This is a genomic window from Paenibacillus sp. 01T424 (assembly GCF_056398745.1).
The window spans coordinates 1-14,772 of record NZ_JBFTPZ010000036.1; the positions used below are offsets into that span (position 1 = coordinate 1).

The 14,772-nt window shown below is 44.1% G+C and carries 13 protein-coding genes; 3 read left to right on the forward strand and 10 right to left on the reverse strand.

Annotated features, from left to right (window positions below; genetic code table 11):
• Positions 1 to 1,159: 1,159 nt before the first annotated feature.
• The 6 genes from AC1DPK_RS24055 to AC1DPK_RS24080 form a co-directional block, all read right to left on the reverse strand.
• Entirely contained in the window at positions 1,160 to 1,492 is a 333-nt protein-coding gene (locus tag AC1DPK_RS24055) for a cyclic-phosphate processing receiver domain-containing protein (protein WP_477511864.1), read from the reverse strand.
• Positions 1,493 to 1,520: 28 nt separating this feature from the next.
• Positions 1,521 to 2,351: an Fpg/Nei family DNA glycosylase gene (locus AC1DPK_RS24060; RefSeq protein WP_477511865.1), complete on the reverse strand. Its 831-nt coding sequence runs from the start codon at positions 2,349 to 2,351 to the stop codon at positions 1,521 to 1,523.
• A gap of 38 nt (positions 2,352 to 2,389) precedes the next feature.
• Positions 2,390 to 3,202: a TIGR01457 family HAD-type hydrolase gene (locus AC1DPK_RS24065; protein ID WP_441882468.1), complete on the reverse strand. Its 813-nt coding sequence runs from the start codon at positions 3,200 to 3,202 to the stop codon at positions 2,390 to 2,392.
• Positions 3,203 to 3,337: 135 nt separating this feature from the next.
• Entirely contained in the window at positions 3,338 to 4,639 is a 1,302-nt protein-coding gene (locus AC1DPK_RS24070; RefSeq protein ID WP_477511866.1) for a ribonuclease H-like domain-containing protein, read from the reverse strand.
• Positions 4,636 to 4,761: a hypothetical protein gene (locus AC1DPK_RS24075; protein WP_477511867.1), complete on the reverse strand. Its 126-nt coding sequence runs from the start codon at positions 4,759 to 4,761 to the stop codon at positions 4,636 to 4,638. The genes AC1DPK_RS24070 and AC1DPK_RS24075 overlap by 4 nt, the downstream gene beginning before the upstream one ends.
• 2 nt (positions 4,762 to 4,763) lie before the next feature.
• A complete protein-coding gene (locus AC1DPK_RS24080; protein ID WP_477511905.1) occupies positions 4,764 to 7,010 on the reverse strand; it encodes a DEAD/DEAH box helicase in 2,247 nt (748 codons plus the stop codon).
• A 236-nt stretch (positions 7,011 to 7,246) separates the two neighbouring features.
• On the opposite strand from AC1DPK_RS24080, the gene AC1DPK_RS24085 reads away from it, so the two are divergent.
• Together AC1DPK_RS24085 and AC1DPK_RS24090 are read left to right on the forward strand one after the other, a co-directional pair.
• Positions 7,247 to 7,534: an autorepressor SdpR family transcription factor gene (locus tag AC1DPK_RS24085; protein WP_339202685.1), complete on the forward strand. Its 288-nt coding sequence runs from the start codon at positions 7,247 to 7,249 to the stop codon at positions 7,532 to 7,534.
• The gene (locus AC1DPK_RS24090) at positions 7,531 to 8,142 is read left to right on the forward strand and encodes an SdpI family protein (RefSeq protein WP_477511868.1); all 612 of its coding nucleotides are present in this window, start codon (positions 7,531 to 7,533) and stop codon (positions 8,140 to 8,142) included. The genes AC1DPK_RS24085 and AC1DPK_RS24090 overlap by 4 nt, the downstream gene beginning before the upstream one ends.
• A gap of 38 nt (positions 8,143 to 8,180) precedes the next feature.
• Here the strand turns inward: AC1DPK_RS24090 and rnz are convergent, their stop codons facing one another.
• Together rnz and metH are read right to left on the reverse strand one after the other, a co-directional pair.
• Positions 8,181 to 9,122: a ribonuclease Z gene (rnz, locus tag AC1DPK_RS24095; protein WP_477511869.1), complete on the reverse strand. Its 942-nt coding sequence runs from the start codon at positions 9,120 to 9,122 to the stop codon at positions 8,181 to 8,183.
• A gap of 110 nt (positions 9,123 to 9,232) precedes the next feature.
• Entirely contained in the window at positions 9,233 to 12,649 is a 3,417-nt protein-coding gene (gene metH / locus AC1DPK_RS24100; protein WP_430059337.1) for a methionine synthase, read from the reverse strand.
• A 166-nt stretch (positions 12,650 to 12,815) separates the two neighbouring features.
• Between metH and AC1DPK_RS24105 the strand changes: the two genes are divergently transcribed.
• Complete coding sequence (locus AC1DPK_RS24105; protein WP_477511870.1) at positions 12,816 to 13,364, forward strand: 1,2-dihydroxy-3-keto-5-methylthiopentene dioxygenase; 549 nt, start codon at positions 12,816 to 12,818, stop codon at positions 13,362 to 13,364.
• A 73-nt stretch (positions 13,365 to 13,437) separates the two neighbouring features.
• Here AC1DPK_RS24105 and AC1DPK_RS24110 read toward each other — a convergent pair whose 3' ends face one another.
• The gene (locus AC1DPK_RS24110; RefSeq protein ID WP_430058852.1) at positions 13,438 to 14,226 is read right to left on the reverse strand and encodes an HAD family hydrolase; all 789 of its coding nucleotides are present in this window, start codon (positions 14,224 to 14,226) and stop codon (positions 13,438 to 13,440) included.
• A 24-nt stretch (positions 14,227 to 14,250) separates the two neighbouring features.
• Positions 14,251 to 14,757 carry a hypothetical protein gene (locus AC1DPK_RS24115; protein ID WP_477511871.1) on the reverse strand — a complete coding sequence of 169 codons (507 nt, stop codon included), beginning with the start codon at positions 14,755 to 14,757 and terminating at the stop codon, positions 14,251 to 14,253.
• Positions 14,758 to 14,772: the final 15 nt, after the last annotated feature.

Sequence of the window (14,772 nt, forward strand, 5' to 3'; positions counted from 1 at the left end):
AGAATATAGTCTTAAACCAGAGAAAAATAAATTTTATTACTGCTTATTGTAAAATTGAGCACAAATAGAACTAAAAACTAGTCTTATTACCCTCAAACCAATCGAATTACTCCAAATAAGTCTAAAAATTAGTCTTATGTGTAACTGGCTTAACAATATGTAGTTGATATTATTTATAAAACTGCATGAAAAAATAAAAACTGGTCAGCTCACACAATATCCAAATTGATAATTCAAACTAATGAGACTATCTATTAAGAAAAGGTGAAAGCCTCACAGTGAAAGCATGTCCCAAAGGGACAAAAGCGTTAGATACTCTACCCTAACTCGCAAGCGACGATCAAGCTCCCACGTTATTCCAGCTGCAGGTGTCCAAAGAGCGTAACTTTCAAAGTCCTTAAAAAATATAGAGTTTGGGTGTGTTCGAAACGCCCTTGGGGTTCCCCCCCGCATTAGTGAAAGCGTGTCCCAAAGGGACGAAAGCGTTCGATGCTCTACCCTAACTCTCAAGCGCCGGTCAAGCTTCGACGTTAGTCCAGTTGCGGGTGTCCAGAGGGTGCAACCCTAAGGCCCTCCCTTGGAAGGGAGGGTTTGGGTGGGTTCGAAAAACCATTGGAATTACCCCTCATTAGTGAAAGCGTGTCCCAAATGGACGAAAGCGTTCGATACTCTACCCTAACTCATAAGCGCCGGTCAGGCTCCTACGTTAGTCCAGTTGCGGGTGTCCAGAGGGTGCAACCCTAAGGCCCTCCCTTGGAAGCGAGGGTTTAGGTTGGTTCGAACCCACCTTGGGGTTCCCCCGCATTAGTGAAAGCGTGTCCCAAAGGGACGAAAGCGTTCGATGCTCTACCCTAACTCTCAAGCGCCGATCAAGCTCCCACGTTAGTCCAGTTGCGGGTGTCCAGAGGGTGCAACCCTTGGGGCCCTCCCTTGGAAGGGAGGGTTTGGGTGGGTTCGAAAATCTCTTAGGTTCGGGAATTTTAAAAATCCTCAAAGATTTCACTTTAAAAAACCCTTAAGGGTTTGGGTGTAGTAGCCCTGAAGGGGCTGGGTCTAGAAAGCCCTTGAGGGTTTGGGTGTAGTAGCCCTTAAAGGGTCTGGGTTTAAAAAGCCCTTGAGGGTTTGGGTGTAAAAAACCCTTAAAGGGTCTGGGTGTATTTTATTGCCCAGCTATATTATTAATGAGAGCCTCCGGCATCGGACCATTGAACAGCTTGGTCTCTGCCGGCGCATTCGTTGAAAGCATATGGTACATTTGCATGCGACCAGCGGCACTTGAGGTGTGTAAGTATATTTGGCTTGGATAACGACCCGTTTCAACAATGTGGCGCACGACTTCGTAGCCAGTCGGCTGTGACCAGCCTAGATCGTAATCAAGCGATAAAATATCCACTTCCTCAAGGTCAATCAGCTGCTTGCACTCTTCGGCGTTGYTTGCCAATACAAAACCTTTTGGACAAGTGCGATAATCGTCTAAATAAACATGAATCATAAATGAATCCCCCGTTCAACCGATAGACTCAAAGCGCGCTTAATCCCTCATCTTGTTGACAAGCAGGACAAGCATACGCTTTGCGGCCAGATACATCGATTTTCTCGATCACAGCACCACAGCGTGAACATGGTTGACCCTCACGCTCGAAGACTTGAAAGTGATTCCGATGTTTTCCAGTTAAGCTATCTCCCTCAAAGAACGGATGCTCTCCCGTTCCACCTTGTGAAATCGCTTCCTTCAGTACATTATGCATCTCTGCGTATAGGCGTTCCCATGCTTCGTTTTCCAATACTGGAACTTTAGTGTCGGGGCGAATTGCTGCGGCAAAACAAATCTCATCCGCATATGCAGCACCAATTCCAGAAATCACGTTTTGGTCGCTAAGAGCGGTTCTGATTGCAACACGTTTTTTGGCAAATAGTGCAATGAAACGATCCAATGTCACTCTTTTGTCCAATGCATCTGGTCCTAGGCGTCCAAGTTTCCCTTCGACTTCCTTCACAGTCAACAGCTGCAAATCATCCGCACGCAAACCGACTCCATACAATACGGCTTCACCGAAAAGCAGTTTCATCTGAACGTTGCGATCAGGTTTGTCAGACTCGTTTCCTCTATACAAATAAGCCCCTTGCCCCAAATGAAGCAATAGACGTTTTCCATTATCCAAGTGTAAAACTAAATGTAAACCTCTTCTTTCAACGAACCATACAACTTTACCAACCACGTCACGCTCAATTTGTTCTTCACTTGCTTGAAAAACTTTACCATTTGTTATCTCGATACCGGTAATTTGGGCGCCAGCGAATTGCTCCGCCAATAAAGCCCGATAATTTTCCAGTTCCGGCAATTCATGCATGAAAGCTCGCTTCCTTCCTATTTTCTTCGTTATAAGTCTTAACAATCTCTATGATCAGATATATAAGAACGAAGCTCTTCTAAATGATTGCAAATGACAGTTGGTTTACACCCTGCCTGCTCCATATAATACTCGATATTTTGCGCTGTAGTAAGCCCGGTCAGCACAAGAATCGTACCGCAGCCAGCAGCTGCTCCAAAAGCGATGTCTGTTGCCAAATTGTCGCCTACTACCCATGTTTCATCAGCGCTTAAGCCAATCGATCTTAATGAATAGCTCATAAGAATGGATGATGGTTTGCCAATGAGTACAGGTTCTTTGCCGCCCGCTGCCTTCAACATAGCTCCTATAGAGCCTGCTCCCGGAATGAGTCCATCACTGGATGGCAGCAGCAAATCAGGATTTGTCATAACGAATTCAGCCCCACTGTGAATATACCGAACGGCCTTTGTTAATCGCTCGTAAGTGAACGAACGGTCAATTCCTTGTAAAACAAAATCCGGTTGTTCCTCTGTGAGAATTAAGTCTGCTTCTTGGACAGCCTGTTTTAGTCCAGCTTCACCAACGACAAATACGGATGCACCTGGCTTCATCGAAGCGATATGCTCAGAAGCCGCTTGCGCGGACGTGCATACCTCTTCAGCAGCAGCTGGAATACCCATTTTCATTAGCCTTTCAGCTACCTCATCGGGTGTAGAAGAGGAGTTGTTTGTAACAAAGCGATATGGAAGCTTAATCTCTCTCAAATAAGTGATGAGTTCAGCTGCACCAGCAATTTGATGAGTACCGTGATATAACGTTCCGTCAAGATCAATTAATAAGCCGCGCATGGCAGGCAGTCCCGTTGTCATCGTTGTTTTCCTCCCAAGGGTAAACGGCAGTCGCCACTATAGTGGTCAAGCTTACGTTTTCCGTTGAAAGATAAGCTATATAGTTGAGCTGCAGCTGTCTGTTTACGCTTTTATCCTATTTTAAAAAGTAGCTTCTTAATGAACATGTTTGGTTGATTTGCGGCGCAGCCTTGCTATTCGATTACGCAAAGCATCGAGCTCCGCTCTTTTTTTGGCATCGGGCCGAATGAGCTGCGAATGATTCAGCGCACGTTCAAAAGCTGCATTCGCATATCCTAAAGCTGACTCAAAATCTTTGATCTTATGCTCATAATACATGGCAAGCTCAATGCTTGCTTCATGGGCAGCAGATCCAAAATGATTAGAAGAATGAATAATAGCCTTCTGCCACAATAACACAGCACGATCCCAATTTCCAGCCTTCTTGTCCCGCGCGGCAAGCATGACTAGTGTAGAAGGTTTTGAGTTCTCTTCCTTCATGGCTAAATCGAATAAATGATCAGGAAGCTCCATTTTACCCATACGCTCTAGCCAAAGACCTGTGCGCACCATCTCCTCAGGCTCATCGGGCAACGGAATATACAACTTAATCGTTCCGTTTAACAAATGTCCAAATCGAATCGCTAGACAAGCTAGGGATAACATATCTATTTCGTTATGGCGAAAAACTCCCTCAAGCGGTGCTGGATCTCCATTCGCCAGAAATTGAAAATAAAGCTGAGGAGCGAGTGATCCTGGAACGTCATCCTCCCGGTGAATACCGAGCCGCTCTTCTTCAACATGGCTCAATTTACACGAAACGAGCGTATTACGCCATATCGATCTTGCAGGATGCAAGAAATCAAGATGCTGAGGCTCCCACATTTTTTGGCCAAGTCCATTCATAATAAAACGATTTTGAACGAGCGGCCAATCGAAGGTTTTTCCGTTGTAGGTGGACAAAAAAGTATAATCGTTCAGCTTCCCCATCAAATAATGAAGCATTGCCCGCTCTTCAGCAGGATGCCTGATCAACGCTTGCTCGATGACAAATTGGTCCTTTGACAAATAGCCTATGCCAACCATGAAAGGAACGTTCCCTGCTCCAACGCCTAAACCTGTCGTTTCCAAATCAAGAAACATAATTTGTTCCGCAGATGTTAAAGAATCAGGATGAAACGCTGATAAGGCAGGTGCAGCCTCGTGCAGTTCTACTAATGCATGATGACCATGGCGATAATCTGACGGATAAATGATTTTTCGGAGCAAAAAGCTTCCAACTTCATTCGTAACCAGCTTGACATCGAAGGTCTCCCACACGGGTGAAAGCCATTCTTCATTATTTTCCGGCTGTTGTACCATCTTCTCTTCAGTGGCAGGAACCACCGCCGCTGGCTGTTTCTCTTCCTCACGGATGTTTCCCCGCAAACGATTCATTTTATCGCGTAATAAGCTCATCGTTTGCCCTCCGCTTCATTAAGAAGATAACATGTTTGCTTTGACACACCAATCTCATGAATCGGTCCAAGCGGAGCGCGATGAGCGAACTGTATTTCGTACTTGCCAATATAATCCTTCATAATCATAATGACCTCAACAGATCTAAGCTTGTTTGTTTTGCATGAATTCCATATATTTCAGTGCCAATACAAGACGGACAACCATCTTCGCATGGACATTTTCGGATTAATTTTATTGCAGCTTCTTTTACTTCATCAAATCGTTTATATACGTCCTCTGCTAGTCCAATGCCCCCAGGGTAATGGTCATATATGAAAATCGTAGGAAGCTGCGTATGCTCAGCCCTGATTTGTGAAACGACATGAATATCATTTCGGTCACACATTACATGAATAGGTACAATATGCCTAAGCACATTCGCTATTCCAAGAAGCAGCTGTTCTAGCGTTTTTGTTTCAATCGCTGGGTCTACCTCTTTCAATTCTATCCAGGTCGCGCTGGTATGCAATTCATCTTCCGGTAGATTTACTTGGCCGTATCCAATATTTTCAAAACTCGTTAATCGAATTTTCTTAAAAAGTGTTGCGAGAAAATTTACTACAACATCTCCATATATTATGGATGAAGTTCGCTTGCTCTCTATCCTATCCTCTGCTAATACTTTAAGTTTTACCGCCAGATTCGCGTCTGTATAATACTCTACATCGACTTTTCGAACATAAGCCTTCTTATGCTCCCAATCCAGCTTTTCTACTTGGAATTGTACACCTTCATGTAAATAAATGGCTTCATCGTGCAAAAGAGTCATAGCGCTAAAACGGTCCATTTCCCCTATGATTTTCACGTTCGCTGTTTCTGATTGGTCGATGATAACTACATTTTCCTGTGCGGCAGAACGCAGACTTACTTCACTAGCTGGGAAAGCCAGATTAGCCCAATAAAACGTATCAGCTGCTTGAGTGAGTACCCGTTCTTCTACCAGATACTCCAATATGTCTACTATTTCTATTGAACCGAATTGTTCTCCCTTTTTAAAAGGCAGCTCATAGGCGGCACAACGAACGTGATCAACTAGAATGAGTAAGTTTTCCGGATTGATTCTAGCGGATTCCGGGGATCGATCAAAGAAATATTCGGGATTTTGCACAATATACTGGTCAATAGGCGTATTGCTAGCTACCATTAGTACAAGTGCTTCCCCATGTCGTCTTCCAGCTCGTCCAGCTTGCTGCCATGTACTTGCAACGCTCCCTGGATAACCTGTCATAATACAGACCTGCAGCTGTCCAATGTCTACACCTAGTTCTAAAGCATTTGTGCTGACCACGCCTATTATTTCGCCGTTTCTTAATCCTCTTTCAATTTCTCGTCTTTGATTTGGCAAGTAGCCGCCACGGTAGCCTCGTATGGATTTTGTGCCGATTTCATTTTTAACCAATTCCTGAATATGGCTCAAAATAATTTCTACTCTTACCCGGCTGCGAGCAAAAACAATCGTCTGTATTTTGTTCGTCAAAAATTCCTTCGCTAATTGATTAACCTCTACAGTAGAACTTTTTCGAATATTGAGCGGCTTATTTACAATGGGCGGGTTATAAAAAACAAAATGTTTCCGCCCTCTTGGTGCGCCGTTATCATCAATTAATCGCATAGGATTCCCTGTCAATTGTTCTGCTAGTTCCTTAGGGTTAGCAATTGTGGCAGATGTACAAATAAACAGTGGATCGCTACCATAAAACTTGCATATTCGTTTGAGCCTTCGAATGACATTTGCTACATGACTTCCGAATACGCCTCTATACGTATGAAGCTCGTCAATAACGATATATTTAAGATTGCTAAATAAACTTACCCATTTTGTATGATGTGGAAGGATAGCGGAATGCAGCATATCGGGGTTCGTGATGACGATATGTCCTACATTTCTTACAATCGTTCGAATAGCAGGCGAAGTATCGCCGTCATAGGTAAAGCTTTTAATATCAATTCCCATTTCGTTTATCATTTCAGTTAATTCACTTTTTTGATCTTGTGCAAGAGCTTTCGTTGGGAATAAATATAAAGCTCGACTGCCGTCGTCTTCCGCTATCGCTTGTAACACTGGAAGGTTATAACAAAGCGTTTTTCCAGAAGCGGTCGGAGTTACAGCGACTATATTTTCACCTTTACGTATCGTTTCGTAGGCTGAGTGCTGGTGTGTATATAAATGCTCTATTCCTCTTTTTGCGAAAGCCGATTTAATTCTTGGATCAACACTTTCTGGCAGAGGTTTTGTTTTTGCCTCTTGAGGCTCTATTTCAGTCCAATTTATAATATTTTCATTGGCTCGTAAATTTCGGATCATTTCTGAAAGTGATTTCTTTTTTATCATTTCTTAGCACCTCACTATACCCTATATATTAGCGAATATCTGTTCCCTTTACTAGTCTTTAGTTCTGGATATACAGAGCCAAAGTAAAACTGTTTGCTTGCCATAAACTTGTTGACATCGCACCTATCAAATTGACACACGAAACAAAAACCAATATAGTAAATTTATATTACAATTAGATGGTTGTTTAAATATCTAACGACTTCAAAAGTCAGCTGGAAAGGACAGCTTACATGTCAATCAATTTAGCCTTTAAGGCACTATCTGACCCTACTCGCAGAAAAATTTTAGAACTATTGCGAGAACGTGACTTAACTGCTGGAGAAATAGCCGACCATTTTCAAATGACTAAGCCCAGCATCTCTCATCATCTTAGCCTGTTAAAGCAAGCAGAGCTTGTATCCGATGAACGTCAAGGCCAGCATATTTATTATTCACTTAACACAGCTGTCTTCCACGACTTAATGGACTGGATGAATTCCTTTCAACAGAGCGAATCCGAAGGGATTGTAGAGAAATGAAAGCAAGTATCTTCTCTTGGATTATTGTTGCCATTGCTTTAATTGCCAGCATCGTAACCTATCCCGATTTACCCGAGCAAATGGCGATTTACTGGGATATGAATATTGAATTCGATGGATTGGCGCATAAAGCATTTACCTTGCTGCTTTTACCAGCATTTATGGTCATCCTAATTGTCATCCTGCCAAAAAAACATGCTTCCCAAAATCAAAAGCCTAATCTTCACACGGTTCAAAATGTTGTCTTGATCAGCTTGCTCGTGCTTCACGGTGTTACCATTGCATCTGGTTACGGACTCATTATTGATATCACCAAAGTCATCATCACGATCATTGGTATTATTTTCACAGTGGCAGGCTTGTATATGCCGCATTTTCAACCAAACAGCTATATTGGAATAAAAACCGTTAATACGCTTGGCAGTGAAGACGTTTGGAACAAAACACATCGAGCAGCATCCAAATTTTATGTGGTTGGCGGATTGCTGATGATTGTCTCGTCTTTTATTCCAAACCCTTACCAAATGTTTATTTTTTTCGGTATTGTTGTCATCATCGTATTAGCTTCAGTATTTCTATCCTTTCACTTTGGCAAAGATAACAAATAAAGCAAAAACGCGAGGAAATCCTCACGTTTTTGCTTTTTTTATTCTATATGAGTCGCACGTTTTATTTCGATATGTAGAAAATCTGTTGCTGCTATGACAGGTGAGAAGTGTACGCCAGCCTCTTCTTCAAGCTGTACAAGATCCTCATTGCTATAGCGTCCGCTAAAATGGGTCATCACCAGCCGCTTGGCGTTTGCTTTAACAGCTGTTTCTGCCGCYTCCGCCGTCGTACAATGTCCAAACTCATGTGCTTTCTCTTCCATGCCCGCAGCGAAGGTCGCTTCGTGAACGAGCAGATCAGCATCTTTCGCTAAGGTTATAGCATTATCACATGGTTTCGTATCTCCGAGCACTGTGATTACTCTCCCGATATAAGTAGGGCCGGTAACATCCTCAGTGTGAATGAGCAATCCGCTGGGAGATGTAACCGACTGCCCTCTTTTTAACGCCCCGTAAAGCGGACCTGCTTCAATCCCGTACTCCTTCAGCTTGTGGACGAGCAGCTTGCCGGGCTGATCTTGTTCAGTTACGCGATAGCCGAAGCAAGTCACTCGATGCTCAAGCGGCGCTACCTCAACCTTAAATCGATTATCGTCAAAAACAACACCTTCATTTCCCGTTAATTCATGGATAATGAGCTCATAATCGAGCTGCGTAGCACTAATCGCAAAGGTTGTCTCAATATAGCTCCTAATCCCAACAGGACCAAAAAGCTGTACAGGTGTGATTCCGCCATCGAAAGAGCGACTGCTGAGCAAGCCAGGCAGCCCATAAATGTGATCACCGTGCAGATGTGTAATAAATATGTATTCAATCTTATTCAGTTTAAGCGATGTTCTCATAAGCTGATGCTGCGTTGCCTCTCCAGCATCGAATAACAGTAAACTGCACGTTGGCTCAGGAAGCTGTAGCGCCACGGCTGTTACATTGCGATACTTCGAAGGTCTTCCTGCGCCCGTACCCAAAAACCACATATTCATATTATTATCCACCCCACTCTTAGCCCTGCGGCTTCGACTTCTGGAATTGAAACGAAGAGCCCTCTTAAGCTCGTCATTACGAACGCTCAAGGGCTCTTTGTTATTATACGCTATAGTTTCTCAACATTGAAATATTGTGCTTCTGGATGAGCAAATACCATTGCAGATACGGATGCCTCTGGCTCCATCATGCAGCCTTCAGTCAATTCGACGCCAATATCTTGGGGTCTCATCAAATCGAACAATGGCTCCTGATCCTCAAGGTTTGGACATGCTGGGTATCCGAACGATACACGAATGCCTTGATAACGAGCGCCATGACGCTGCTTCATCGTCATCTCCGCAGGATCTGGATAACCACAGATATCACGCATAATATGGTGGACACGCTCTGCCATTCCTTCTGCAACCTCAAGAGCTACGGACTGAAGTGCATGCGAGCGCAAATAATCGCCGTTATCCTTCCATTCATTCGCAATTTCACGAATGCCGTGTCCAGCGGTTACGACTAGGAAACCAACATAATCCATAACGCCGCTATCCACTGATTTCAAGAAGTCAGATAAGCATAGGTAAGGCTCCACCTGTTGACGAGGGAACGTAAACCGCTTAATTTCCTGACGCGGGTCCACTGGGTTGTAAATAATTATATCATTGCCTGAGGACTGCGCTGGGAAGAAACGGTACATACCGTGGGTTTTTATAATGCCATCGGTTGTTCCTTTTTGCAATATTTCATCAACGGTTGCTTTAAGCTGCACTGCTTTTTCATTGCCATCCTTCAATAATTGATCAACATTGCCTTTTAGTCCGAGGTGATGACCAAGCAGCATCTGCATGTTGACATAAGGTATGACATGAGGAAGCGGTACATCACGCAGAATATGCCGATCCAAATCCGGTGGCGTAAATACAGGCGCATCCGGTGAAATTTTGGAACGAACAGCCCGCGTCAATTGTGGCAAAGGTTTCTTCTCTTCTTCGTATACTCCGCCAGATGCTTTAAAAGCGGCCATTTCATCTTCAAGCCGTGATCGATGCTCAGGGTCCATCAGCTTGTTGGCGATATCAAGACCGTCCATTGCATCCTTTGCGTATAGAACAAGTCCATCATATTCTGGACCAATTCTCGTTTTCGTAAATTTCCGTGTTAGCGCCGCGCCGCCAACAAGAATCGGTGCATCAATGCCGGCTGTACGCAAATCCTGTGCCGTAATAACCATTTGCTGTGCGGATTTAACGAGCAAGCCAGACAAACCGATAGCATCAGCCTTCTCATTGCGATAAGCTTCAATTAATTGCTCAGGCGGCACCTTAATGCCTAGATTTATTATTTTGTAACCGTTGTTTGATAAAATAATTTCGACTAAGTTTTTTCCGATGTCATGAACATCGCCTTTGACGGTAGCCAAAATAATTTTACCTTTGACGGAGGATTCATTTTTTTCCATAAATGATTCAAGGTAAGTTACCGAAGCTTTCATCACCTCAGCGCTTTGAAGCACCTCTGCAACGATGAGCTCATTGCCATTGAACAAACGGCCAACTTCCTCCATACCGCGCATTAGCGGCCCGTTGATGACTTCCATCGCTGTATATTTCTTCAACGCTTCATCCAGATCCGGGATAAGCCCCTCTTTTGTACCTTCGACTACGTAGGAGCCTAAACGTTCCTCAAGCGATAGATTCGAAATCTTTTCTTTCTTCTCAACCTTCTTGTCACGGAATGCGGCAACGAACGCAGCAAGCGACTCGTCCGTCGTGTTGTAAATTAGCTCTTCAGCCAGTTGACGCTCTTCATCAGGGATCGAAGCATAACGCTCCAGCTTCTCTGTATTAACAATGGCATAATCTAGCCCTGCTTTTGTCGCATGGTACAAGTACACCGAGTTGAGTACTTCCCTACCCGCATCTGGCAAACCGAAGGAAATGTTGCTCAGACCCAAGATCGTTTTGGCACGCGGGAACTTCTCCTTGATCATCCGAATTCCTTCCAGCGTCTCAACAGCTGAACCGATATATTGCGGATCACCTGAACCAACTGGGAACATATTTGGATCAAAAATAATATCTTCCGGATTCATCTTGTATTTCTGAGTTAGAAGATTGTAGGAACGTTCCGCAACTTCCATCTTCGCTTCACGCGTTACCGCTTGACCGCGTTCATCGATTAGAATCATAACAACTGCTGCTCCATAACGATGGATTAATGGCAAAATCTTCTCAAACTTGGATTCTCCATCCTCCAAGTTAATGGAGTTAATAATCGCTTTACCTTGCGAATATTTCAGACCCAGCTCAATGATATGATCATAAGTCGAATCCAGCATAAGCGGTGCCTTTATTTTCTTTACGACTTGCGGCAAAAATTGATGTACCGCATACGCTTCATCAATATCGGTATCCTGCAAGTTGATGTCGATGACATGGGCGCCGCCCTTCACCTGTGCACGTGCAATTTCAGAAGCCTCATCAAACTTCTCTTCCTTAAGCAGACGTTTGAACTTCCGCGAACCGGATATGTTTGTTCGTTCCCCGATCATAATCGGGCGATTTTCCGGTTCAATAAATACCGTCTCAATACCTGAAACCGCATCTGGATGCTCGCCCATCTTCGTGCGCGGAGCATACTTCGCCATGGTTTCAGCCATCACTCGTATATGGTCAGGAGTTGTACCGCAGCAGCCGCCGGCAATATTCAACCAGCCCTGTTCAGCGAATGCTGACATCTTCTTAGCCAGCGACTCTGGAGATTCGTGATAATGCCCGTTCTCATCCGGCAAGCCTGCATTTGGATAGCAGCTAATTGCAGCGTTTGCGATTTCACTCAGTGTCCGCAGGTGATCACGCATAAACTCAGGGCCTGTCGCACAGTTGAGCCCGATGGAGATCGGCTTCAAATGCTCTAACGAAATGTAGAACGATTCGATGGTTTGACCAGCGAGCGTCGTTCCCATCGGCTCAATCGTACCTGAAATCATAATCGGCAGCTCTTTGCCAAGTTTGTCAAAGGCGTTGCGAATACCGATGCTGCCTGCTTTTACATTAAGCGTATCCTGTGAGGTTTCAAGCAATAATGCATCCACATCAGCTTCGATTAAAGCAAGCGCTTGCTCATAATAGCTCTCGACGAGCTCATCGAAAGTTACCCCTCCGGTTACGGATAAAGTTTTGGTCGTTGGTCCAAGCGCGCCTGCAACGTAACGCGGCTTGTCTGGCGTGCTGTACTTATCACATGCATCGCGCGCTAACTTTGCAGCTGCTAGATTGATCTCTCTCGCTTTTTCAGGAATATCATAATCATCGAGTACAACGCTTGTCGCACCAAATGTATTGGTTTCCAAAATATCTGCGCCAGCCTCTAGGTACTGCTCATGAATAGACTGTATAACGTCAGGACGTGTCAGAACGAGTATTTCATTACAACCGTCCAGCTCCGCTCCACCAAAATCATCTTCAGTTAATCCAGCTTGTTGAATCATCGTGCCCATTGCGCCGTCCAAAATAAGTATGCGCTCCTGAAGCATTTGTTGTATGGTCGGTTTTGACAAAATACTACACCCTTCCCAAAAATCATTAACACATAGTTTATCAGAATACCTGTGTGGTGAAAAGGTAATCCATCGACAATCCATTTGATTTGTTTTATAATCATTATATCATTTAATCTCTATAGGAAAAGAGGGAATGTTCATGGCTGAAATTAGAATTCGCAATACTGAAGAACGGATTCAAGGGGAAGAAGCTGTTCGTGCATTTCTAGAACAGCAAGAGGTGCTTTACGAGCATTGGAATCCAAGCAAGCTAGCAGAAGATTTACAGCAAAAATTCGTTCTCTCCGATGAAGAGAAGCAGCAAATTTTAGCGACATATGACGAAGAAATTAAAGATTTGGCAAAGCGTCGTGGATATCAAACTTGGGATATTATCGCATTGTCCGATGCTACGCCTAACTTAGACGAACTGCTCAAAAAGTTTGAAAATGTACACACGCATACAGAAGATGAAGTTCGTGCGATTACAGCAGGACGCGGCATCTTTATTATAAAAGGTACTGATGATGTTGGTTATTTCGACGTTGAGCTTGAAGCTGGCGATGTCATTTCCGTACCGGAATACAAACCGCATTTCTTCACGCTAATGGATAATCGTCAAATCGTTGCCGTTCGTCTCTTCATTGAAACAGAGGGCTGGATCGCTCATCCGTTTGCTGACGACAAGTTCGCTGCTAATCAGGCCTAATATTAAACCAAAAATAATGCAAGCCCCTCTTCAGCAGCACATGCTGTCCGCGAGGGGCTTTTTTGTTGCAAGTTTACACTTCAAGCAAAGGAAGAAGCTCTTCCAAATGTTTAATTTCATGTGATGGGACAATCTCGTCATTGCGAACAACACCGTGACGGTTAATCCAAACTGATGTCATACCAATCGTATTTGCGCCAAGAATATCCGTTGTCAGCTTATCTCCAACCATGATCCCATGATCCGTCTCTACGCCAAGACGCTCAAGCGCATGCTTGAATATCGATGCTGCCGGCTTTCCTTCACCAAATTCACCCGAGATTATAATATGATCGAAGTATGGCACAAGTTCCGGTACGCCAGCAAGCTTCTCACGCTGCAAATCAGGCGAGCCGTTCGTAAGCAAAAGCAGCTTGTATTTTCCTTTGAGTGCATCTAGAACGCGGAATGTTTCTTCATATACGATAGGACGCAAGCGGCGCTCAGCCGGGAATTGCTCAGCCAGCTTCGCACCTAGCTCCTCGTTATCAACACCAAGTGCTTTCAAGCCTTGTGTCCAAGCTGCTTTCCGATAACCCGGAGCAAGTGACTCAAGCTTGCGGAATTCCTCCTGTTCACCTTCAAGAAACGGTGCCCAGAGTCCTTCGAAAGGATTGATCCCGATCATCTTGGTGAACGAGAACGTTTCATAGGATTCGTAGAGAGCTCTTGCCTCACGGCGAACGGATTCTTCAAGCTCGCTCGGATCAACCCCGCATTCTGCTGCTGCCGCTTGGCATGTAGCTTCAAAAGCTTCCTTAACGCTGCGGTCATCCCACAGCAATGTGTCATCCAGATCAAATAATACTGCTTGTTTAGCCATCGTTGTTCGAACTCTCCTGCCTATTTATTTTTGCTGAAAAGCGATTCCATTAGCATTTGCAAATAATTTCAGCTTCTCGCCAATTTCATCGGTTGGAAAACGGTTCGTCAATTTTGAGAACACCCAGTTTCCGCCTTTTTGCATCTCCACGACCACATAACCTTTTTGCACGCTGAAGCCTTTGATCGAGGCTGCTGGAATACGCTTGTCTCCCGTTAGACGACGTGATTGAATGTAGTCTTTGCCGATCGTAATATACGGTCTGCGGAAAAAGAACAAAGCCGCAAGCAAAATGTAGCATCCTACCGTAATCCAAAACATCGTATCCATTTTAAATGTAGAGGAGCTGGACATCAAAATGACATACATGCCGATAAACAAAATCAAAAGTATAGGCGCAATAAAGTTGCGTCCTACGATTTTTTCTGATTTCTCTGCATTAAAAACGATTTGACCATTTCCTTGCTTCTTGCGCTGCTTATTTACGACATCCATATTTTTGCGCACTTTGYGCTCCCAGGAACGTGACAAACAAATTCTCCTCCT

Coding starts and splice junctions, on each gene's coding strand:
- AC1DPK_RS24060 (WP_477511865.1), bottom strand. CDS start 2,351: ATGCATGAATTGCCGGAACTGGAAAATTATCGGGCTTTATTGGCGGAG.
- AC1DPK_RS24065 (WP_441882468.1), bottom strand. CDS start 3,202: ATGACAACGGGACTGCCTGCCATGCGCGGCTTATTAATTGATCTTGAC.
- AC1DPK_RS24070 (WP_477511866.1), bottom strand. CDS start 4,639: ATGAGCTTATTACGCGATAAAATGAATCGTTTGCGGGGAAACATCCGT.
- AC1DPK_RS24075 (WP_477511867.1), bottom strand. CDS start 4,761: ATGAAGGATTATATTGGCAAGTACGAAATACAGTTCGCTCATCGCGCT.
- AC1DPK_RS24085 (WP_339202685.1), top strand. CDS start 7,247: ATGTCAATCAATTTAGCCTTTAAGGCACTATCTGACCCTACTCGCAGA.
- AC1DPK_RS24090 (WP_477511868.1), top strand. CDS start 7,531: ATGAAAGCAAGTATCTTCTCTTGGATTATTGTTGCCATTGCTTTAATT.
- metH (WP_430059337.1), bottom strand. CDS start 12,649: ATGCTTCAGGAGCGCATACTTATTTTGGACGGCGCAATGGGCACGATG.
- AC1DPK_RS24105 (WP_477511870.1), top strand. CDS start 12,816: ATGGCTGAAATTAGAATTCGCAATACTGAAGAACGGATTCAAGGGGAA.
- AC1DPK_RS24110 (WP_430058852.1), bottom strand. CDS start 14,226: ATGGCTAAACAAGCAGTATTATTTGATCTGGATGACACATTGCTGTGG.